The organism is Bradyrhizobium sp. INPA03-11B, from assembly GCF_040446015.1.
Classification (GTDB): Bacteria; Pseudomonadota; Alphaproteobacteria; order Rhizobiales; family Xanthobacteraceae; genus Bradyrhizobium; species Bradyrhizobium macuxiense_A.
Genome location: NZ_JASGSR010000022.1, coordinates 44,075 through 63,749, shown reverse-complemented (window position 1 = coordinate 63,749; position 19,675 = coordinate 44,075). Strand labels below are relative to the sequence as shown.

At 64.0% G+C, this 19,675-nt stretch carries 17 protein-coding genes; 5 read left to right on the top strand and 12 right to left on the bottom strand.

The features are described 5' to 3' along the window. Positions 1–10: 10 nt before the first annotated feature. From pyrH to QMZ05_RS11810, 4 genes are all read right to left on the bottom strand, one after another. Positions 11–727: a UMP kinase gene (gene pyrH, locus QMZ05_RS11825; protein ID WP_353700902.1), complete on the bottom strand. Its 717-nt coding sequence runs from the start codon at positions 725–727 to the stop codon at positions 11–13. A gap of 70 nt (positions 728–797) precedes the next feature. Continuing rightward, on the bottom strand, positions 798–1,721 hold the full coding sequence (tsf, locus tag QMZ05_RS11820; RefSeq protein WP_353700901.1) for a translation elongation factor Ts: 924 nt from the start codon (positions 1,719–1,721) through the stop codon (positions 798–800). Between the two features lie 127 nt (positions 1,722–1,848). Further along, positions 1,849–2,841, bottom strand: a complete 993-nt coding sequence (locus QMZ05_RS11815; RefSeq protein WP_353700900.1) for a 30S ribosomal protein S2 — start codon at positions 2,839–2,841, stop codon at positions 1,849–1,851. Between the two features lie 294 nt (positions 2,842–3,135). Beyond that, entirely contained in the window at positions 3,136–3,810 is a 675-nt protein-coding gene (locus QMZ05_RS11810) for a TetR/AcrR family transcriptional regulator (RefSeq protein ID WP_353700899.1), read from the bottom strand. A gap of 114 nt (positions 3,811–3,924) precedes the next feature. Between QMZ05_RS11810 and QMZ05_RS11805 the strand changes: the two genes are divergently transcribed. The 3 genes from QMZ05_RS11805 to QMZ05_RS11795 all read left to right on the top strand — a co-directional run bounded on the left by QMZ05_RS11805 (position 3,925) and on the right by QMZ05_RS11795 (position 6,733). Next, the gene (locus QMZ05_RS11805; protein WP_353700898.1) at positions 3,925–4,818 is read left to right on the top strand and encodes an NAD(P)/FAD-dependent oxidoreductase; all 894 of its coding nucleotides are present in this window, start codon (positions 3,925–3,927) and stop codon (positions 4,816–4,818) included. 43 nt (positions 4,819–4,861) lie between these two features. Then, the gene (locus tag QMZ05_RS11800) at positions 4,862–5,662 is read left to right on the top strand and encodes an SDR family oxidoreductase (RefSeq protein WP_353700897.1); all 801 of its coding nucleotides are present in this window, start codon (positions 4,862–4,864) and stop codon (positions 5,660–5,662) included. A 210-nt stretch (positions 5,663–5,872) separates the two neighbouring features. Then, the gene (locus QMZ05_RS11795) at positions 5,873–6,733 is read left to right on the top strand and encodes a class I SAM-dependent methyltransferase (protein ID WP_353700896.1); all 861 of its coding nucleotides are present in this window, start codon (positions 5,873–5,875) and stop codon (positions 6,731–6,733) included. Positions 6,734–6,848: 115 nt separating this feature from the next. Here the strand turns inward: QMZ05_RS11795 and dnaE are convergent, their stop codons facing one another. Together dnaE and QMZ05_RS11785 are read right to left on the bottom strand one after the other, a co-directional pair. Continuing rightward, a complete protein-coding gene (dnaE, locus tag QMZ05_RS11790; RefSeq protein ID WP_353700895.1) occupies positions 6,849–10,373 on the bottom strand; it encodes a DNA polymerase III subunit alpha in 3,525 nt (1,174 codons plus the stop codon). Positions 10,374–11,657: 1,284 nt separating this feature from the next. Beyond that, on the bottom strand, positions 11,658–12,392 hold the full coding sequence (locus tag QMZ05_RS11785; RefSeq protein WP_353700894.1) for an outer membrane beta-barrel protein: 735 nt from the start codon (positions 12,390–12,392) through the stop codon (positions 11,658–11,660). A gap of 294 nt (positions 12,393–12,686) precedes the next feature. Here QMZ05_RS11785 and QMZ05_RS11780 point away from each other — a divergent pair, with 294 nt between their 5' ends. Together QMZ05_RS11780 and QMZ05_RS11775 are read left to right on the top strand one after the other, a co-directional pair. Further along, a complete protein-coding gene (locus QMZ05_RS11780) occupies positions 12,687–12,989 on the top strand; it encodes a DUF3551 domain-containing protein (protein WP_353700893.1) in 303 nt (100 codons plus the stop codon). Between the two features lie 109 nt (positions 12,990–13,098). Next, the gene (locus QMZ05_RS11775; protein WP_353700892.1) at positions 13,099–13,380 is read left to right on the top strand and encodes a DUF3551 domain-containing protein; all 282 of its coding nucleotides are present in this window, start codon (positions 13,099–13,101) and stop codon (positions 13,378–13,380) included. A 108-nt stretch (positions 13,381–13,488) separates the two neighbouring features. Here the strand turns inward: QMZ05_RS11775 and QMZ05_RS11770 are convergent, their stop codons facing one another. The 6 genes from QMZ05_RS11770 to QMZ05_RS11745 all read right to left on the bottom strand — a co-directional run bounded on the left by QMZ05_RS11770 (position 13,489) and on the right by QMZ05_RS11745 (position 19,662). Next, positions 13,489–14,187, bottom strand: coding sequence for an ABC transporter ATP-binding protein (locus QMZ05_RS11770; RefSeq protein ID WP_050423854.1), 699 nt, complete (start codon positions 14,185–14,187; stop codon positions 13,489–13,491). 9 nt (positions 14,188–14,196) lie between these two features. Beyond that, positions 14,197–15,477: a lipoprotein-releasing ABC transporter permease subunit gene (locus QMZ05_RS11765; protein WP_092114619.1), complete on the bottom strand. Its 1,281-nt coding sequence runs from the start codon at positions 15,475–15,477 to the stop codon at positions 14,197–14,199. A gap of 71 nt (positions 15,478–15,548) precedes the next feature. Then, a complete protein-coding gene (gene proS / locus QMZ05_RS11760) occupies positions 15,549–16,868 on the bottom strand; it encodes a proline--tRNA ligase (RefSeq protein WP_353700891.1) in 1,320 nt (439 codons plus the stop codon). Between the two features lie 164 nt (positions 16,869–17,032). Next, complete coding sequence (locus QMZ05_RS11755; RefSeq protein WP_353700890.1) at positions 17,033–18,595, bottom strand: CopD family protein; 1,563 nt, start codon at positions 18,593–18,595, stop codon at positions 17,033–17,035. A 4-nt stretch (positions 18,596–18,599) separates the two neighbouring features. Beyond that, positions 18,600–19,127 carry a YcnI family protein gene (locus tag QMZ05_RS11750; protein WP_353700889.1) on the bottom strand — a complete coding sequence of 176 codons (528 nt, stop codon included), beginning with the start codon at positions 19,125–19,127 and terminating at the stop codon, positions 18,600–18,602. A gap of 7 nt (positions 19,128–19,134) precedes the next feature. Then, complete coding sequence (locus QMZ05_RS11745) at positions 19,135–19,662, bottom strand: copper chaperone PCu(A)C (protein WP_146985716.1); 528 nt, start codon at positions 19,660–19,662, stop codon at positions 19,135–19,137. Positions 19,663–19,675: the final 13 nt, after the last annotated feature.

Sequence of the window (19,675 nt, the reverse complement as noted above, 5' to 3'; positions counted from 1 at the left end):
GGCGCGGCAATCAGCCGGCGACGACCGTGCCGTGTCCGGACCCGCGCAGAATCGCACCGATCGAACCGGGCTCCGCGATCGAGAACACGATGATAGGCAGCGACGTCTCGCGGGCAAGCGCGAAAGCAGTCGCGTCCATGACCTTGTAGCCGCCCTCGATCGCCTGCGAATGGGTCAGGCGGTCGAAGCGCTTGGCTTTGGGGTCCTTCTTCGGATCGGCGTTATAGACGCCGTCGACATTGGTGGCTTTCAGCACCACCTGCGCGCCGATCTCGGCCGCACGCAGCACGGCCGTGGTATCGGTGGTGAAGAACGGGTTGCCGGTTCCGCCGCCGAGCAGGACGATACGTCCCTCGGCGAGATATTTGTGCGTCGCACTACGGGTGAACAGCTCGGAAATCTCCGGCATCACGAATGCCGACAAGGTCCGCGCCGGGGTGCCCTTGCGCTCGATCGCCGCCTCGAGCGCGAGGCAGTTCATCATGGTCGCAAGCATGCCCATGGTGTCGCCGGTCGGCCGCGAGACGCCGCGCGAGGACACCTCGACGCCGCGGACGATATTGCCGCCGCCGATCACGACGGCGACCTCGATTCCGAGCTTGCGGGCCGCGATCAGGTCGTCCGCGACGCGGTCGACCGTCGGTTGATCGATACCGAACCCGTGGGAGCCGGCCAGATATTCGCCGGACAGCTTGATCACCACGCGACGATAGATCGGCTCAGCCATGATGCGATCGCTTTCTTATCCCGCGCAGGCAGACCTCCGGCGCAAAGCGCCGGACGCCTGGTGTCAGCGGTTACTTCTTGCCGCTGGCGGCCGCGACTTCTGCGGCGAAGTCACTTTCCTGCTTCTCGATTCCCTCACCGAGAGCATAGTTCACAAAGCCAGCGATTTTGATCGGCCCGCCGACCTTACCCTCACCTTCCTTCACCGCCTGGGCAACCGACTTGCCGCTGTCGTGGATGAAGGCCTGATCGAGGAGGCAGACCTCCTTGTAGTAGGTCTTCAGGCCGGAATCGACGATCTTCTCGATGACGTTCTCGGGCTTACCCTGCTGGCGGTACTTGTCGGCCAGCACGTCCTTCTCGCGCTTGACGGTCTCCGGATCGAGCCCGGCCGGGTCGAGCGCCAGCGGCTTCGCCGCCGCAACATGCATGGCGAGCTGGCGGCCGAGCACCGCGAGCTCGTCGGTCTTGCCGGCGGACTCCAGCGCCACGATCACGCCGATCTTACCGGCGCCCTCGATGACGGCGTTGTGGACATAGCTCGACACCACGCCCTTGCTCACCTCGAGCGAAGCGGCGCGGCGCAGCGACATGTTCTCGCCGATGGTCGCGATCGCGTCCGAGATCGCCCGCTCCACCGTGAAGTCGCCAACCTTGGCGGCCTTGATGGCCTCGACATCGGAGCCGTGCTTCAGCGCGACCTGAGCAATCATCTTGACCAGGCCCTGGAACTGCTCGTTGCGCGCAACGAAGTCGGTCTCCGAATTGACCTCGACCAGCACGCCCTTGGTGCCCGAGGTCAGCGCGCCGATCAGGCCCTCGGCCGCCACGCGGCCGGCCTTCTTGGCGGCCTTGGAGAGGCCCTTCTTGCGCAGCCAATCCTGCGCCGCCGTCATGTCGCCGTCGGTCTCGGTCAGCGCCGCCTTGCAATCCATCATGCCCGCGCCGGTCGACTCGCGGAGTTCCTTGACCATCGCTGCAGAGATCGTTGCCATCGTTCAATGTCCTTCTTGCCTGTACAGAAACCGCGGCGCCCGATGGCGCCGCTGTCTGCAACAGGGAAATCGTTGTTCGTGGAAGCAAAGCGGCGGCCGGGCAGACCCCGGCCACGCCGCGTAACTGTTATTCCGCTTCGGCGAGCGTCTTGGCCTGGGCGACCCAGGCGTCGGCACGGCTCGGCAGGCCGACTTCTTCGCCGATCTTGTGCGCGGTGTCGTGGTCGAGCTCGGCGAGCTGCCAGTAGTGGAAGATGCCGAGGTCGTTGAGCTTCTTCTCGATCGCACCGGACACGCCGGTGAGCTTCTTGAGGTTGTCGGCGGTGCCGCGCGGACCAGCCAGGCCCTGGAAACCGGACGGCGCAGCCGCCGGGAGGTCTTCCTGCACCGGCGCAGCCGAGGCACCGATATCGATTCCGGAATCGCCCTGAGCACGCGAGATGCCATCGATGGCGGCGCGCGCCACGAGGTCGCAATACAGCGAGATCGCGCGGCCGGCGTCGTCATTGCCCGGCACCACATAGGTGATGCCCTTCGGGTCCGAATTGGTGTCGACGATCGCCGCGACCGGGATGTTGAGCCGCTGGGCTTCCTGGATCGCGATGTCTTCCTTGTTGGTGTCGATCACGAAGATCATGTCGGGAAGACCGCCCATGTCCTTGATGCCGCCGAGCGAACGGTCGAGCTTGTCGCGCTCGCGCTGCAGCGTCAGCCGCTCCTTCTTGGTGTAGGAGTTGGCTTCGCCCGACGACAGCACGTCGTCGAGATGGCGCAGGCGCTTGATCGAGGCCGAGATCGTCTTCCAGTTGGTCAGCGTGCCGCCGAGCCAGCGCGAATTGACGAAATACTGGGCCGAACGCTTGGCCGCATCGGCAACGCCGTCCTGGGCCGAGCGCTTGGTGCCGACGAACAGGATGCGGCCGCCCTTGGCGACGGTATCGCTGACCGCCTGCAGGGCACGGTGCAGCATCGGCACGGTCTGCGCGAGGTCGATGATGTGGATGTTGTTGCGGGCGCCGAAGATGTAATCCTGCATCTTCGGATTCCAGCGGTGGGCCTGGTGGCCAAAGTGAACGCCAGCTTCAAGCAACTGACGCATAGAAAAATCGGGTAGCGACATAGTGATAATTCTCCGGTTGGTTCCTCCGGAAACGTGTGAGCAGACGAGCCTTATGGCCCGGCTGCCACCGGACGGCCTTTTGAGCCATGTTTCCGTGTGAGATGGCGCGCTATATAGCCTGATTTGCGCCAGAAGCAAGGAAATATGGTCGGTTACACCGGTCGGATAGGCCAAATCGTGCCGAAACGGCCCTGTTTGGCGGCCCAGGGGCTATCACAGGAGCGCGCGGCCAAAATATCGAAAAACAACCCCATGCAAAGGAGCAGGCCGGCGACCGACGCGGTCACGCACGATTCAAATTTTGTCCTTTGACCTTGGGGCTCCGCCCGCGTGGTCGTTGCGACCGTGCGCGGCGATGAACATGGCGACGGCCGACCGGCAATAGGATTCGATTTCGTTGTCGTCCTCTGCTTTCGCCTGATCGAAGCGTGCGATCATCAGGAGATCGGATCCTTTGAAAAGCGCTGCAAACAAGCGGGCGGACTGGAGAGGATCGGGCACCTTCAGAACCGCCTTCGCGTGCAACTGACGCAACAGGGCCTCGATTTGGGCGATGACATGGGCGGGGCCGGCTTCGAAATGGAGCTTGCTCAACGAGTTTTGACCCGTCTTGTCGGCCATGACCATGGCTTCGACACTGCGGACGTCTGATCTCAACAGCGTGCGAAGCAGTAATGATCCCACCGCCATGAGCTGATCTTCGACCGAACCGTCGACCCCTTCAAGAAGGGCCTGTGGTGCAAACAACTGCTGGCAGCCGGCCGCCATGGCCGCGCTGAACAGCGCCTCCTTGTTCTCGAAGTGCCGATAGATGCTGAGCTTGGATATCTTCGCCCGCTGGGCGACCTTGTCCAATGTCGTCGCTTGAAAACCCAACTCCACAAAGAGTTCGCTCGCGGCGTCGATGATCGTTTGGCCAAGCGCCTCGTTGACGGGCCGGCCGCGCCGGCTCTGTCTGTTTTCGGTCACAATAATTCCAGTACTTGACAGTATCCTAATTGTTGAATTACGATACCATGCAGTGTCGGAAATGTGCAAGCCAATGGGTAGGTTTCGACCTGTCCTCCAACGGAGCCCATCACCATGGATGACGTCATCATCATCGGCGGCAGCTTTGCCGGTCTCGCCGGCGCCCTGCAGCTCGGCCGTGCCCGCCGCAAGGTCACCGTTCTCGATACCGGCCTGCCGCGCAACCGCTTCGCCGGCCACTCGCATGGTCTGCTCGGCCACGATCACAAGCCACCGCTGGACATCCTGGCCGAAGCGCGGCAGCAGCTGGCGCGTTATCCCACGATCAGGCTGGTCAGTGCCCGGGCCGACAGCGTCTCCGGCGCCATCGACGATTTCAACGTCCTCACTTCCGATGGCGAAAGCCTTGGGGCGCGTCGTCTGATCCTGAGCTATGGCGTCGCCGACCAGATGCCTGATGTTCCGGGCTTTGCCGAAAGCTGGGGCACGTCCATCGTGCCCTGCCCCTATTGCGACGGCTTTGAAGTCGCCGGCCAGCATTGGGGCCTCGTCTGGTCCGGCCCGCAGTCGCACAACCAGGCCAGGCTGTTCCTCGATTGGACCGACAAGTTGACGCTCTTCGCCGATGGTCACGACATTCCGCCTGATATCCAGGCTGATCTGGCGCGCCGCAACACACCTGTCGTCGATGGCCGGATCGTCGAGATCGCCCATCACAAGGGCCATATCGCTACCGTCAATCTCGATACCGGCCGCAATGTCGCGGTCGACATCCTGTTCGCCAATCCGCGCAACAAGCCGTCCGCAAGCCTGCATGAATCACTGGGCGTTGCCACCGTGGCTACGCCCGCCGGCATCGCCCTCAAGGTCGACGAGCGCCGTCAAACCAGCATGCCTGGCATCTACGCCGCCGGCGACCTCACCACGCCCTTCTTGCCCTCGGTCACCCAGGCATCATCGCAGGGCGCGATGGCGGGTATCTTCGCCCAGCAGTCGATGGTGGTTTGAGAGCGCAGATTCCCTTCTCCGGTCGCCGCGGACCATCAGAACGATGTCGAAAGAACCAATGAACAGCTTCGCCGGAAGATGGGCTCTGATCACCGGGGCGTCGAGTGGCCTCGGCCTTGACTTCGCAGATCTCCTGGCTGCGCAGAAAGTCAATCTCGTATTGGCGGCCCGAAGGCGGGAGTCGATGGAAAAGCTTGCCGCCGATCTCCGCCGCAAATACGGGGTGGATGTGCTGGTCGAGGCGATCGATCTTGCCGCGCCGGGCGCGGCCAGCCGCTTGAAAAGCAGTCTCGATGCGAGGTCGGTGACGATCGACATCTTGCTGAACAATGCCGGATACGGCTTGCACGGCGCTTTGTTGGATATGCCGATCGAGCGCACGACAGACATGATCCAGCTCAACATCACGACGCTCACAGAGCTGACCTACCTGTTCGGCCGTGACATGGCCGCACGGCGATCTGGACATATCCTTCTCGTCGCCAGCCTCATGGCCTTCCAAGCCGTTCCCAGCTACGCGGCCTATGCGGCGACCAAGGCATATGTACTCGCCCTTGGCGAGGCCCTGCACGACGAACTCCGCCCGCATGGTGTGGTTGTTACCACTCTCTGCCCGGGGCACACCGCGACGGGCTTCGATGCGGCTGCCGGCGCGACCCCATCGGCCTTGCTGCGCCTCCTCACCATGAAGCCTCGTCCGGTCGCCGTGAGCGGTGTTCGGGCGCTTATGGAAGGAAAGGCGATGGTGATCGCGGGCCTGGCGAACAAGATGGCAGCCTTTTCAAATCGTCTGACGCCGCGATCAATGCAAAGGGCCACGTTGAAAAGAATAGTGGACGCTTAATGCCTGGAGCGCCGGCGTGTGGGGCTCATCGAACAAGCGGGCGCTCTGAAGGCTGACGATGCAGACGGGGCTTCGATCCGGATCTGGTCGTTCCTCCCAAGGATCAGCGGAGAATGGATCGCTTCATCCTGTTCGCCCTCGCCGCTCGCTGGAGACGATGCGCGCTTTGGCATCAGACAGCTTAGTTAAGATTCAGAACAAGGATATGTCATGGCACAGCACAATGCCGATCGTCCCGACTGGAATGGCCAAAGCGGCGAGCGCTGGATCGCCCACCAGGCCCGGCTCGACGCCAGGCTGGCGGTGTTCGGCGAGGCCGCGATCGAAGCCGCGGCGCCCTCGGCGGGCGAGCGCGTGCTGGACGTCGGCTGCGGCGCGGGCGCGTCGAGTCTGGCTCTGGCCGCCCGCGTCGGCGCGGGGGGCCAAGTGCTGGGCGTGGACATATCCGAACCGCTGATCGCCCGAGCGCGCGCGCTTGCGCCACAGGATACGCCGGTCCTGTTCCGGGTGGCCGACGCCAGCAGCGCCGAACTGCCCGAGGGGGCGTTCGACATCCTGTTCTCGCGTTTCGGGGTGATGTTCTTCGACGATCCGACAGGGGCGTTCGGCCATATGCGCCGTGCGCTCAAGCCGGGCGGGCGGGTCGCTTTCGTCTGCTGGCGTGGCGCGGCCGAGAACGATTGGGTGCGCCTGCCGATGGGCGCGATCAAAGGCATCGTCCCGCCCACGGCGCTGCCCGATCCCGAAGCGCCCGGTCCATTCTCGTTCGGCGACCGGGGGCGGGTGGCTCGCATCCTGGCGGCGGCCGGCTTCACCGATATTGCTATCGCGCCCTTCGATGCTTCCGTACCGTTCGGCGAGGGCGCGACGCGGGACGCGGCGATCGACGAGGCGGTGAAGATGACGTTCGAGGTCGGCCCGCTGTCGCGCGCGCTCGCTGAACAGCCCGACGACATCCGCGCCCGCGCCTCGGCCGCCGTTCGTACCGCCTTCGCGGGCCGCCCCGGCGAGCGGTCGGTGATGATCGACAGCGCAACGTGGATCGTCACGGCCCGCAATCCCGCAAGCTGAGGGATTAACAGGTTTCGACGCGGCGGCCGGCGCAACTGCCTCGCCCTTGCTGCCTCGTTCTGGGTACGCGCAGTGAAACGTCGCCCCTTCGGAAGCCGAATGCGATCGCCCTGCCCTACAGCGCCTCGACGTCGACCACGCCGGCAACCGCCTTGATCGCGCCGGCGATCTGCGGCGAGACCTTGTAGCGGCCGGGCAGTTTCATCTCCACCTCGGTCCCGAGGTCCAGCATCATCACCAGCGAGACGTCGCCGTCGGCTGTACCTACAGGCGCAGCTGCCGGCGCGGGCTTGGCCACCGGCGGCTTTGCCGCACCGCCCGGCGCGGGCGCGGCGTCCGGCATGTTGAGGCGACGGGCGATCGAATCGAGCGGCTTGGTGTCACGCACGAAGATGCGCAGGCCCTTCTGCGTCTTGGCCGCGGCGTGATCCAGCGGTTCGGCGTGCAGCACCCGCGCCCGCACGTCCTCGCCCTGCAGCTCGGCGCCGAGTTGTAGCAGCACGGCCGCGCCCGGCTCGAGCACATCGCGGTACTGCGCCAATCCTTCCGAGAACAGCACTGCCTCGAAATGGCCGGTCGGATCCGACAGGCCCATGATGCCCATCTTGTTGCCGGTCTTGGTGCGCCGCTCCATGCGCGACACCACGGTTGCCGCAACCTTGCCCGCAGTGGCGCCGGTCTTCACAGCGCGCGAGAACTCCGCCCAGGATTGCACGCGGAGCCGCTTCAGCGCGGTCGCGTAGTCGTCGAGCGGATGGCCGGACAGGAAGAAGCCGATCGCATCATATTCGCGCCGCAGCCGGTCCGCCGGCAGCCACGGCTCGACCTGCGGCAGCGTGATGCTGGGCGCATCCGGCGCGCTGCCGAACATGTCGTTCTGGCCCGAGGTTGCCGCCTCGTGGCTGCGCTGGCACGCCGCGAGGATCGCATCGGCGCCGGCGAACACGCGGGCCCGGTTCGGGTCCAGCGAATCGAAGGCGCCGGCCGCCGCAAGACTTTCGATGATCCGCTTGTTGACGGCGCGCGGGCTCACCCGCGCGGCGAAATCGGCGAGCGAGGTGAAGGCGCCCTTCTTGTTGCGCTCCTCGATGATCTGCTCGACGGCTTGGATGCCGACGCCCTTCAGCGCGGCGAGCGCGTAATAGATCGTGTTGCCGCTGACCTCGAAGGTCGGGCCGGAGCGGTTGATGTTGGGCGCCTCGACCTTGATGCCGAGCCGTTGCGCCTCTGAGCGGAATTCGGACAGCTTGTCGGTGTTGTTGAGTTCCAGCGTCATCGACGCCGCGAGGAACTCGACCGGGTAATGCGCCTTCATGTAGGCGGTGTGGTACGACACCAGCGCATAGGCCGCCGCGTGGCTCTTGTTGAAGCCGTAGTCGGCGAACTTGGCGAGCAGCTCGAAGATCGTCTCCGCCTGCCCCTTCGCCACGCCGTTCTTCATCGCGCCGGCGACGAAGATGTCGCGCTGCTTGTCCATCTCGGCGCGGATCTTCTTGCCCATCGCGCGGCGCAGCAGGTCGGCCTGGCCGAGCGAGTAGCCCGCCATCTGCTGCGCGATCTGCATCACCTGTTCCTGGTAGATGATGACGCCGAAGGTCTCCTTCAGGATCGGCTCCAGGATCGGATGCAGATATTCCGACTCCTCGTCGCCGTGCTTGCGCGCGCAATAGGTCGGGATGTTCGCCATCGGGCCCGGGCGATACAACGCCACCAGCGCGATGATGTCCTCGAAGCGGTCCGGCCGCATGTCGATCAGCGCGCGCCGCATGCCCTGGCTTTCCACCTGGAACACGCCGACCACATCGCCCCGCGCCAGCATCTGGTAGCTCGGCGCATCGTCGATCGGCAGCGTCGCGAGGTCGACATGGACGTCGCGCTGCTTGAGCAGCTTGACCGCGACGTCGAGCACCGTCAGCGTCTTGAGGCCGAGGAAGTCGAACTTCACGAGGCCCGCCGGCTCGACCCATTTCATGTTGAACTGGGTGACCGGCATGTCGGATTTCGGATCGCGGTACATCGGCACCAGCTCGCTCAGCGGCCGGTCACCGATCACGATACCTGCGGCGTGGGTCGAGGCGTGGCGCGTCAGACCTTCGAGGCGCTGCGCGATGTCGAAGGCACGCGCCACCACCGGATCCTCGTCGCGGAACGCCTGCAGCTTCGGCTCGCCCTCGATCGCCTGCGCCAGCGTCACCGGCGCGGCGGGATTTTGCGGCACCAGCTTGGTCAGCTTGTCGACCTGCCCGTACGGCATCTGCAGCACGCGCCCGACGTCGCGCAGCACGCCGCGCGCCTGCAACGTACCGAAGGTGATGATCTGCGCCACCTGGTCGCGGCCGTAGCGCTCCTGCACGTACTGGATCACCTCGCCGCGGCGGTCCTGGCAGAAGTCGATGTCGAAGTCCGGCATCGAGACGCGTTCCGGATTGAGGAAGCGCTCGAACAGCAGCGCGAACCGCATCGGATCGAGGTCGGTGATGGTGAGCACCCACGCGACCAGCGAGCCCGCGCCGGAGCCGCGGCCCGGTCCGACCGGAATGCCCTGCGCCTTCGCCCATTTGATGAAGTCCGACACGATCAGGAAGTAGCCCGCGTATTTCATGCGGGTGATGACGTCGAGCTCGAAGGCGAGCCGCTTGCTGTAGTCCTCCTCCGTCATGCCCGGCGAGAGACCGTGCACCCGCAAGCGGTTGGCTAGCCCCTCCTCGGCCTGGCGCTTCAGCTCGGCGGCCTCGTCGGCGGCGGCATCGGAACTCTGTGCGGCACCGACCGTGAAGAACGGCAGGATCGGCTTGCGGGTCTTCGGCCGGAACGAGCAGCGCTCGGCGATCTCGACCGTCGAGGCCAGCGCCTCCGGGATATCGGCGAACAGCACCGCCATTTCCGCGCGGGTCTTGAAGCGATGATCCGGGGTCAACTGCTCGCGGTTGGTCTCGGCGATCAGGTGGCCGCCGGCGATGCACAGCAGCGCATCATGCGATTCGTAGTCGTCGCTGCTGGCGAAATACGGCTCGTTGGTCGCAACCAGCGGCAGGCCCTTCGCATAGGCAAGATCGATCAGGCCGCCTTCGGTGCGGCGCTCCTTGTCGATGCCGTGGCGTTGCAATTCGATGTAGAGGCGATCGCCGAACAGGCCGGCCAGGCGTTCGCAGCGCGTGGCCGCCAGCGCCGCCTGCTCGGCGCGCAGCGCCAGCGCGATCGGCCCGTCGGGACCGCCGGTGAGCGCGATCAGATCCTCGGCGGCGTCGGTGAGCCAGTCGAGCTTGATGTGCGGCGTCTGGTTGACCGGCGTCTCCAGGAACGCCCGCGAGTTCAACCGCATCAGGTTCTGGTACCCGCGCTCGCGTGCCGCCAGCAGCACGATTCGCGTAGGTCCCGTCGTCGCCAGGATGCTCCGCGTGTTGGGCTCGACATCGCCGAAATCCACCGCAACCTCGCAGCCGACGATCGGCTGGATGCCGTAGCCGGCCATCTTGTCGGAGAATTCGAGCGCCCCGAACATGTTGTCGGTATCGGTGAGCGCCAGCGCCGGCTGGCGGTCGGCCTTCGCGAGCTCGCCGAGCTTGGCGATCTTGATCGAGCCCTTCAGCAGCGAATAGGCGGAATGTACGTGAAGATGAACGAATCCGGCATTCGGCATGGCTGCGTACGGGATCTCTTGCGTCAGGGATGGAGCGAGTGCCGAAGCCGGAGCTCGGAAGCGTCAGACCCGACTCGCATCCCCATCGTGGGGCCTTCACCCTGCCAAGTCCACGCCGAACGCGGCGTGGCGTCGGGTCCTCCCGCTTTTCCCCAAGGGGACATTGAAGGGGACATTGAAGGAGTCACCAAGGGCGAGCTATGCCCCTGCCCGCACGAGTACATTTTCAGAACTGGGTGATCAGCTGAGCCCAAACCGCAATCATCCCGACGAACAGCGTGATCGATGCCAGCGCTGCAGCTTCCTGCACGAAAATCTTCAACATGGCCGCTCTCCTGAACTGGAACGTATGCAGAACATTGTTCCTTTTTTGTTCTGGGAGTCAAGCAAGGGTAGTGGGGCAGTTTGAAAACTGCCCGCGAAACAATTCGCTTGGTTAATTCGGCTGATTAAGCGGAAAGACCACGCTGAGACGTGACGAGGCCGCACTCCGATTCCGGGGGCATCACGATGCCGGACCAGCCGTAAGGCTGGTGTCAGCCGGAAATGCTTAGATACGTCCACTGCAACATGGAGAGAACAGTTACCGCCCGGCAGCCTCGCGGTTGCCGGGCGTTGTTCATTTGCGTCCGACAAATTCAGAAACAAAAGTTCCGCTCGTCAGCCTCGCGTAAGCCGGCGCAGCTAAGCGTTGAGCCGCGCTGAGTTCTCAGCTCAGCGAAAAGCATGCCCTTGCTTGGGAGCCTCATCCGTTGGCAACAACGGGTGAGGCTTTTTGCATTTGTCCTGATTTGCCGCGTCGGGTGTCCTAACTGGCATCGCACCGAACAGTTGCCATGCCGGGCGTTCTTCTATCCGTGATCCTGATAGTGTCGAAAGGTGGCGCGCATACTCGGATTGCGTCCACCGGCGAAGACCAATAGCGGGCTCGACTTCGCCGATTTCGATTGATGGTCCAGGCCCGGTCATTCTCAACTAGAGTCTGATGAGATTAGGTTGAGCTGGAACGGCGTCGAACCTTCACCTCTCCCTTGGGAGAGGTCGATTTGCGCAGCAAATCGGGTGAGGGTTCACGATCTATCGAGAGAGCGAGAGCCCTCACCCGGATTGCTTCGCAATCCGACCTCTCCCCGACGGGGAGAGGTGAACCAAGACCGCGCCAAGCCGATTCAACCCAAACTCATCCCGCTTCAGTAAGATTAGGAGGATCCGCCAGGCCAACAAAAAACCCCGGGCCGAAGCCCGGGGTTTTCGCTGCCGCTTGGATCAAGCGAGCAATCAGTATCAGTACTTCGCGATGATCGGGCCACCGAACTTGTAGTTCAGACGGCCGAGGACCATGTCGGTGTCGCCACCGGTGTGGAAGCCAGCAACGGCAACACCAGCCGGGGTGACGAAGGTCGCGCCGTGGGTGTCTTCGAAGATGTGGTTGTATTCCACGCCGAGCGACCAGCCCTGCGAGAAGGCGAATTCGAGGCCAACACCGACCGTCGGGCTCCAACGGGTGTCGAAGCCGGTCGAGGACGCCAGGGCGCCGCCCGGTGCCAGGAACTGGTAGTTGCGATCGGTGACCGCAGCACCGCCCTTGGCGTACAGCAGGACGTTGTTCCAGGCGTAGCCGATCTGACCGGTGAACAGGCCGAACGCATCCGTCTTCGAGCGAACGACGCCGCCCGGGACGAGCAGGTTGCCGGTGCTGCCCTTGAAGTCAGCCCAGTTGCCCTGAGCTTCCAGACCCCAGACCCAGCCGCCGGTCTGCCAGCGGTAGCCAACCTGGCCACCGATGGTGCCGCCGTTGGCGTCGTAGCTGCCGGCCTGGCCGATGCCGTCGACGGTACGGTTGTCGTGGCTCTGGCCCCAACCACCGTTGATACCGATGTAGAAGCCGGTCCAATCATACACAGCGGCAACCATGGGCGGCGGAGCCTTCGTGTAAGGGCGAGCCGCGAGGTCAGCCGCAGAGGCAGCGGTCGCGCTGAGCGCGATCATGCTGGCGGTGACAAGCAAAATCTTTTTCATTTTCCCGTTCCAACTTTTTCTACAGGCCCCCAAGGCCGCGAGACACCGTCATAGCAGCCCCCGGCGGAATTGCTGTAACTTCGCTGCAACAGGCAGGCCCAAACGACTTCGCTCAAATTTGAAGTTAATACTGTATTACAGGGGCTTCTTGGAACTTTTGCCACATAGCTGCCGCACAATTTTCACAATTCAAACCTGCCTGCGCGCCGCGCGTAAGATCGTGTTGACCGGAACCGGCTTGTCCGATTTGGATCGCTGCCCGAGATCGAATCTTCGCAGCGATAAGGAATGCACATGCGGACGATGATTCTTGCTGCTGCGGCGTCTGCGGTCGCGCTCGCTACGCTTGGCACGGCGCCCTCGCATGCGGTCGGCGTGCGCTACCCGTTCTGCATGCAGGGCGACCGTTATCCGGGCCTCAGCAACTGCTCCTATCCGTCCTACGAGGCGTGCCTGGCCACGGCCTCGGGCATTGGGCAGAACTGCATCGCCAACCCCTATTATGCCGGCGATAACGACCCGCGCTCCTATCTGCACGTCTCCCCGCGGGACCGTCGCGAGGGCAATTTCTTCGATCTGTTCTTCACTGACCGCTGATGCGGCCGACATCAGCGCGGGAATGTGAGTTGAAGCAACACCCATGCCGGTGCCTATTCGCGGATGTGCGCCGTGAGCGTTGCTGACGCCTGATTGACTGGAGATTCCGATGCGCAGCCTGATTCCGGCGCTATTCCCGGCACTTTTGGCTTTGGGTAGCATCGCCAGCGCACCAGCTAACGCCCAGAAATACGACACGACCTCGCCGGTCTGCAAAACCAACTACCGATGGGGCGGTGAGGATACCGACTGCGGCTACACGTCGCTGGCGCAGTGCCAGGCATCGGCGTCCGGCCTTGCCGCGATGTGCATCAACAATCCCTATTATGCCGGCCCGCCGAGTGGCGGCCGCTCGCGCGAGCCTGGCCGCGCGCGGCGCTCCGGATATTGAGGATGAGAGCCTTCCCGCTCCGATTAAACGGGAACGAAAAAGCCTTTGAGCTCATCACCTTGACGCACGCTCTTCACGCGAGCCGTTAGCCACTTCACGTGAGACGGCTTATTCGAGCTCGACGACCTGCCCGTTCGACAGCGACACCCGGCGATCCATCCGCGCGGCGAGCTCCATGTTGTGGGTCGCGATCAGCATCGCGACCCGGGTGGCCTTCACCAGCTGCATCAGCGCGTTGAAAACGTGATCGGCGGTTGCCGGATCCAGATTTCCGGTCGGCTCGTCCGCAAACAGCACCCGCGGTGCGTTGGCAACCGCGCGCGCGATCGCCACGCGTTGCTGTTCGCCGCCCGACAGTTCGGCCGGACGATGGGTGATGCGGTCGCCAAGCCCGAGATAGGCGAGGATCTCGGTCGCCCGCTTCACGGTTTCGGAGCGCTTCAGGCCACGAATCATCTGCGGCAGCATGACGTTCTCGAGTGCCGAGAACTCCGGCAGCAGCCGGTGCGATTGATAGACGAAACCGATATCGGAGCGGCGAATCTGCGTGCGGTCGACGTCGGACATCTGCGAGGTCGGCGTACCCGCGACATAGACCTCGCCGTCATCAGGGCTTTCGAGCAGGCCGGCGATATGCAGCAGCGTCGACTTGCCGGAACCTGAGGGCGCCACCAGCGCCACCGATTGACCGGGCCACAGCGCGAGCTTGGCGCCGTTCAGAACCGTCAGCGTCGCCTCGCCCTGCCGATATTCCCGCTTGATGTCATGAAGATAGACGACCGGTACGTCTTCCGCCCCCTCCGCCATGTGGGCTCCTTATTCGTACCGGAGCGCTTCGACCGGGTCGAGGCGCGCCGCGCGCCACGACGGGTAGAGCGTCGCAAGGAAGGACAGCGTCAGAGCCATGATCACGACGGCGAGCGTCTCGCCGAAATCGACCTCGGCCGGAAGCTTGGAGAGGAAATACAATTCGGGCGAGAACAGCTCGGTGTTGGTGAGCCATGACAGGAACTGCCTGATCGATTCGATGTTCAGGCAGATCAGCATGCCGACCGCAAAGCCGGTCAGCGTTCCGACCACGCCGATCGAGGCACCGGTGATCAGGAATATCCGCATGATCGAGCCTTGCGAGGCACCCATGGTGCGCAGGATCGCGATGTCCTGGCCCTTGTCCTTCACCAGCATGATCAATCCGGAGACGATGTTGAGCGCCGCGACCAGCACGATCATGGTCAGGATCAGGAACATCACGTTGCGTTCGACCTGCAACGCGTTGAAGAACGTCGAATTGCGCTGCCGCCAGTCGACCAGGAACACCGGCCGCCCGGCCGCCTCCGTCACCAGCTTGCGGTAGGTGTCGATCTTGTCCGGATTGGTGGTGAACACCTCGATCGAGGACACGTCGTTGTTGCGGTTGAAATAAGCCTGCGCTTCGGCGAGCGGCATGAACACGAAGGTCGAGTCATATTCCGACATGCCGATCTCGAACACCGCGGTGATCTTGTACGGCTTGATGCGCGGGGTGGTGCCCATCGGCGTCACCGCGCCCTTCGGCGAGACCAGCGTGATCATGTCGCCGGCATGCAGCGAGAGCTGATCGGCAAGCCGGCGGCCGATCGCAACCCCCTGCCCCTCGTCAAAGCCCTCGAGCGTGCCCTGCTTGATGTTCTTGGCGATCGAGGTGAGGTTGTTGAGATCGTCGGCGCGGATGCCGCGGATGAAGACGCCGGCCGCGTTGAACGGCGACGATCCGAGCCCCTGCCCGTCGACCACCGGCGCGGCGAGCCGAATGCCCTGCACCTGGCTGATGCGGTCGGCGACGTCCTTCCAGTCGGTCAGCGGCGATTCCAGCGGCTGCACCAGAAGGTGGCCGTTGAGGCCAAGGATCTTGTCGAGCAATTCCTTGCGGAAGCCGTTCATGACGGCCATCACCACGATCAGCGTGGCAACGCCGAGCATGATGCCGAGGAACGAAAAGCCGGCGATGACCGAAATGAAGCCTTCCTTGCGGCGCGCGCGCAGATAGCGTCCGGACAGCAGCCATTCGAATGGCGCAAAAGGCGGGGTACGGACTGGCTCGTTCATGGTCTCATCCATCTCTCGATAATCCCATGATTCGGGCCAAATGTGGCCGGATTACCCCGCCGTACCCGCGGCGTGAATAAACTTTAACCCGCGAGCTTCGCGACGACGTCAGCCGGGCTCATATTGTCGCGCGAACCGTCGCTGCGGCGCTTCACCTCGACCTTGCCCTCGGCAAGCCCCTTCGGCCCGACGAGGATCTGCCAGGGAATGCCGATCAAATCGGCCGCGGCGAACTTGGCTCCGGCACGCTGATCGGTGTCGTCGTAGAGCACATCGACGCCCTTCGCCGAGAGCTCGCGGTAGAGCTGCTCACAGGAGCCGTCGACCGCGGCATCGCCCTGCTTGAGGTTGAGAATCGCGGCGCGGAACGGCGCAACCGCTTCGGGCCACTTGATGCCGGCGTCATCGTGGCAGGCCTCGATGATCGCGCCGACCAGACGCGACACGCCGACACCGTAGGAGCCGCCATGGATCGGCACGTCGACGCCATCGGGCCCGGCCACCATCGCCTTCATGGTGTCGGAATATTTGGTGCCGAAATAGAAGATCTGGCCGACCTCGATGCCGCGCGTGTTGAGCCGCTTTGCCTCGGGCACTTCCTGCTCGAACCGCGCCGCCTCGTGAACGTCCTCGGTCGCAGCATAGACCGAGGTCCACTGCTTGATGATCGGCGTGAGATCGCCGTCGTAATCGACGTCCTCGCCCGGCACCGGCAGATCCAGCACATCGCGATTGATGTAGACGCCGGACTCGCCGGTGTCCGCGAGCACGATGAACTCGTGGCTGAGGTCGCCGCCGATCGGGCCGGTCTCGGCCCGCATCGGGATCGCCTTCAGCCCCATCCGCGCGAAGGTGCGCAGATACGCAACGAACATCTTGTTGTACGAGCGCCGCGCGCCGGCTTCGTCGAGGTCGAACGAATAGGCGTCCTTCATCAGGAATTCGCGGCCACGCATCACGCCGAAGCGCGGACGCTGCTCGTCGCGGAACTTCCACTGGATGTGGTAGAGGTTGAGCGGCAGGTTCTTGTAGGATTTGACGTAGGAGCGGAAGATCTCCGTGATCATTTCCTCGTTGGTCGGCCCGTACAGCAGTTCACGCTTGTGACGATCGAGGATGCGCAGCATCTCCGGGCCATAGGCGTCGTAGCGGCCGCTTTCACGCCAGAGATCGGCGAGCTGCAACGTCGGCATCAAGAGTTCGAGCGCGCCGGCGCGATCCTGCTCCTCGCGAACGATCTGCTCGATCTTCTTCAGCACCCGGAAGCCGAGCGGCAGCCAGGCATAGATGCCGGCGGCCTCCTGCCGCATCATGCCCGCACGCAGCATCAGCCGATGCGAGACGATCTCCGCCTCTTTCGGATTTTCTTTCAGGATGGGCAGAAAAAACCGCGACAATCGCATGGCGTTACTCGGGAATCAGGAAAGCATGGGAAGAGCTGCAGTGAAACCGGATCGGCTGTGAAAACACAAGGCCGCCAAATAAGAAAAACCCTTCAAATCAGGCGATTTTCGGCCATTTGAACGAATTGCGCGCCGCCGAAGTGCCCGGCGCGCTGATCGTGCGCTTACCTGACCTCGAAATCGTCTTCCAGTGTCACTTTCTTGAAATCGGACACCAGAGCGTCGATCTGCATGTGCCAGCGGCCCGGGACCGGCAACGGCACCTTCTTCACGTGCCAATAACCGTCAGATCCGAGCGCGGCGCTGCGTTCCAACGGCTCGATGCCGCGATCCGGCAAGCTCAGCGTCAGCGTTGCCTCCTTGGCCGCAAACGGGCTGGCATCGCCGTTCATCAGCTGCAGCACGAAATCGTTCTGTCCGACCTTGCCCGGCGCGATCAGCACCTGGAACATCGCGGCATCGGTGTGGATATGGACCGCGAGCGGAACGTCGTCCGACATTGCCAGCACGCGCGGCGGCGGCGTGAAGCGCCACAATGCGACGAGACCGAGGATCGCGATCATGAGCACGAATTCGAGCGCGATCGAGCGTTGCAGCGGCCGCGTCCGGTGAAATTCGCGCACGATGGCCGGCGTGAACACCAGCCGGTTCAACGCAGCGAGCCCGAGCAGGACCGCGACAAGCACAAGCTTCGCCACCAGGATGTTGCCATACTCGGTGTCGATCAATGCGCCAAAGCTTTCGAGCTGGACGATCGCGAGTGCCAGGCCCGACAGGACAATCAACGCGACGACCGGCACCGCGAGCATCGAAAACCGCCGCAGCACCCGCAGCAGCGAGTCCTTGCGCTGCCAGGCAAGCACGGCCAGCGGCGCGAGTGCCCCGATCCAGAAGGCGAGGCCGACGCCATGGATGAACAGCGCGGTCCGCGTCAGCCATTGCGGTGAGGCGGTGGCGGCATGGCCGCTGACGGCAAACGACAGTCCGACACAGATCATTGCGACCGCAGTGCGGATAAAGGCTGCGCTGAATGACGGGCTGCGCCACGCAATCGCCGCGATCAGCATCGCGGCGATCGCGAGCAGCAGGGCGGGAAACAGGCTGGTGCCGGCGGCACTGGCCCACGCCGCCCAAGTCAGGACGCCCGTGATCGGCAGGTTCAGCAGCTCGACGCCCTGCAGGCCAAGCGAGGCGATCGCGCCGATGAGGCCGATCTTGAGCGAGAACATGATCAGCCGCTCGCCGGCCGGGCCCTGCCCGATCCAGGCGGCAAAGAACACGCCGCCAACGCCGGCAAACAGCCCCAGATAGAGCCCGAGCCGCGCCAGCCAGATCAGCGCATGAAGCACACCGTCGCCTGACGGCGCCGCCGAGCCGGTGACGACGCCGATCGAGAACAGCAATGAACCCGCAACCGGATGGCCGTCCTGCGACACCACGCGATAGCTGATCACCTGCGTGCCCTGCGGCAGGCCCGCCGGCAGCGTCACCATCACCGATTGATCGACGGCGCGGAACGCGACGTCGCGCGGCTTGCCTGCTGCATCAAGCAGGCTGATCGCGGTCGGCGCTACAGCTTCATTGAAGCGGAGCACCACCGTCTTCGGCGCTTCCGCCACCACGCTGCCGTCCGCCGGCTCGGCGCCGATCAGGACGGCATGCGCATGGGCCGCAGTCGCAACACACAGCGCTACGACGAGCGCAGCTAGCGTTGCAACCAGCCGCACGGCTTTAAGACTTCGGCAGCAGCTTGACGGCGGGCGCCGGCGTCTTGCTGCCATGGTCGTGCCCGCCGCCCTGCCCCTCGGCCGGGATATCGATCCAGCGGCTCACGCCCTGCTCACATTCCTGCACGACCGGGAAATAGAGCACGGTGTTCGGCTTCAGCGTATCGGTGAGGAACGTCTGCATCACGAACTCGTCGTAGTTCTTGTCCGTAAGCTTGCCACCGCTCCAGGCGACTTCCTTGACGCCCTCGGAAAGCTTGGCGCCGTGATAGTCGTATTCGGCGGCGTATTTTCCGGTGACCGTATCGAGAGTCCAGCCGGGCTTCGGCATCGGCTTCACCCCGATCACGCCTTCCGGAATCTGCACGCGGATCTTGATCGTCGCCGATCCTGCGCAACCGTGCGGCACGGCGAACACCGCCTTGTAGTACGAACCAACCGGCGCCTGCTTTCCTTCAAGCGTGATATGGGCGATCGCCGGCGACGCTGCGAGCAGCGCCGCTGTTGCGATGAGGAGCGTGGGTGATCGCATGGCGCCCTCACATCTTCTTCATGTCCATGTGACCGGAATGGTCGCCATGGCCGGAGTGATCGCCGCCACCCGGCGCCTGCGCGCCGACCGCCTGCACGTCGAGCGAGACCGCGACCTTGCCGGCCTTCTCGAATTCGAGCGTGACGGGCACCTTGTCGCCCTGCTTCAGCGGGCTCTTCAGGTCGAACATCATCAGATGGAAGCCGCCGGGCGCAAGCTTCACGGTCTTGCCCGGCTCGATGGCCAATCCCTTGTCGAGCGCGCGCATCTTCATCACGCCATTGTCCATCGACATCTCGTGGACTTCGACCTTGCCGGCGACATCAGCCGAGCCGGACACCAGACGATCAGGCGTCGTCCCCTTGTTTTCGATCGTCAGGTAGCCGCCGCCGATCTTGGCACCGTTCGGCGTCGCGCGCGTCCACGCCTGCGTGATCACGAGGTCGCCGGCCTTGACGTCCTCGGCGCGCGCGGACGTCGACACAACAGCAGCAGTCAGCGCCGCGAGAGCGAGGATACGAGAGAGCGTCTTCATGGCGACAGATTCC

Excerpts from the sequence above, each read along its gene's own strand:
- pyrH (WP_353700902.1), bottom strand. The coding sequence starts at position 727 with ATGGCTGAGCCGATCTATCGTCGCGTGGTGATCAAGCTGTCCGGCGAA.
- QMZ05_RS11775 (WP_353700892.1), top strand. The coding sequence starts at position 13,099 with ATGCGCAGCCTGATTCCGGCGCTATTCCCGGCACTTTTGGCTTTGGGT.
- QMZ05_RS11765 (WP_092114619.1), bottom strand. The coding sequence starts at position 15,477 with ATGGATGAGACCATGAACGAGCCAGTCCGTACCCCGCCTTTTGCGCCA.
- QMZ05_RS11780 (WP_353700893.1), top strand. The coding sequence starts at position 12,687 with ATGCGGACGATGATTCTTGCTGCTGCGGCGTCTGCGGTCGCGCTCGCT.
- proS (WP_353700891.1), bottom strand. The coding sequence starts at position 16,868 with ATGCGATTGTCGCGGTTTTTTCTGCCCATCCTGAAAGAAAATCCGAAA.
- QMZ05_RS11800 (WP_353700897.1), top strand. The coding sequence starts at position 4,862 with ATGTCGAAAGAACCAATGAACAGCTTCGCCGGAAGATGGGCTCTGATC.
- dnaE (WP_353700895.1), bottom strand. The coding sequence starts at position 10,373 with ATGCCGAATGCCGGATTCGTTCATCTTCACGTACATTCCGCCTATTCG.
- QMZ05_RS11750 (WP_353700889.1), bottom strand. The coding sequence starts at position 19,127 with ATGCGATCACCCACGCTCCTCATCGCAACAGCGGCGCTGCTCGCAGCG.
- QMZ05_RS11745 (WP_146985716.1), bottom strand. The coding sequence starts at position 19,662 with ATGAAGACGCTCTCTCGTATCCTCGCTCTCGCGGCGCTGACTGCTGCT.
- tsf (WP_353700901.1), bottom strand. The coding sequence starts at position 1,721 with ATGGCAACGATCTCTGCAGCGATGGTCAAGGAACTCCGCGAGTCGACC.
- QMZ05_RS11815 (WP_353700900.1), bottom strand. The coding sequence starts at position 2,841 with ATGTCGCTACCCGATTTTTCTATGCGTCAGTTGCTTGAAGCTGGCGTT.
- QMZ05_RS11770 (WP_050423854.1), bottom strand. The coding sequence starts at position 14,187 with ATGGCGGAGGGGGCGGAAGACGTACCGGTCGTCTATCTTCATGACATC.
- QMZ05_RS11785 (WP_353700894.1), bottom strand. The coding sequence starts at position 12,392 with ATGAAAAAGATTTTGCTTGTCACCGCCAGCATGATCGCGCTCAGCGCG.
- QMZ05_RS11805 (WP_353700898.1), top strand. The coding sequence starts at position 3,925 with ATGGATGACGTCATCATCATCGGCGGCAGCTTTGCCGGTCTCGCCGGC.
- QMZ05_RS11795 (WP_353700896.1), top strand. The coding sequence starts at position 5,873 with ATGGCACAGCACAATGCCGATCGTCCCGACTGGAATGGCCAAAGCGGC.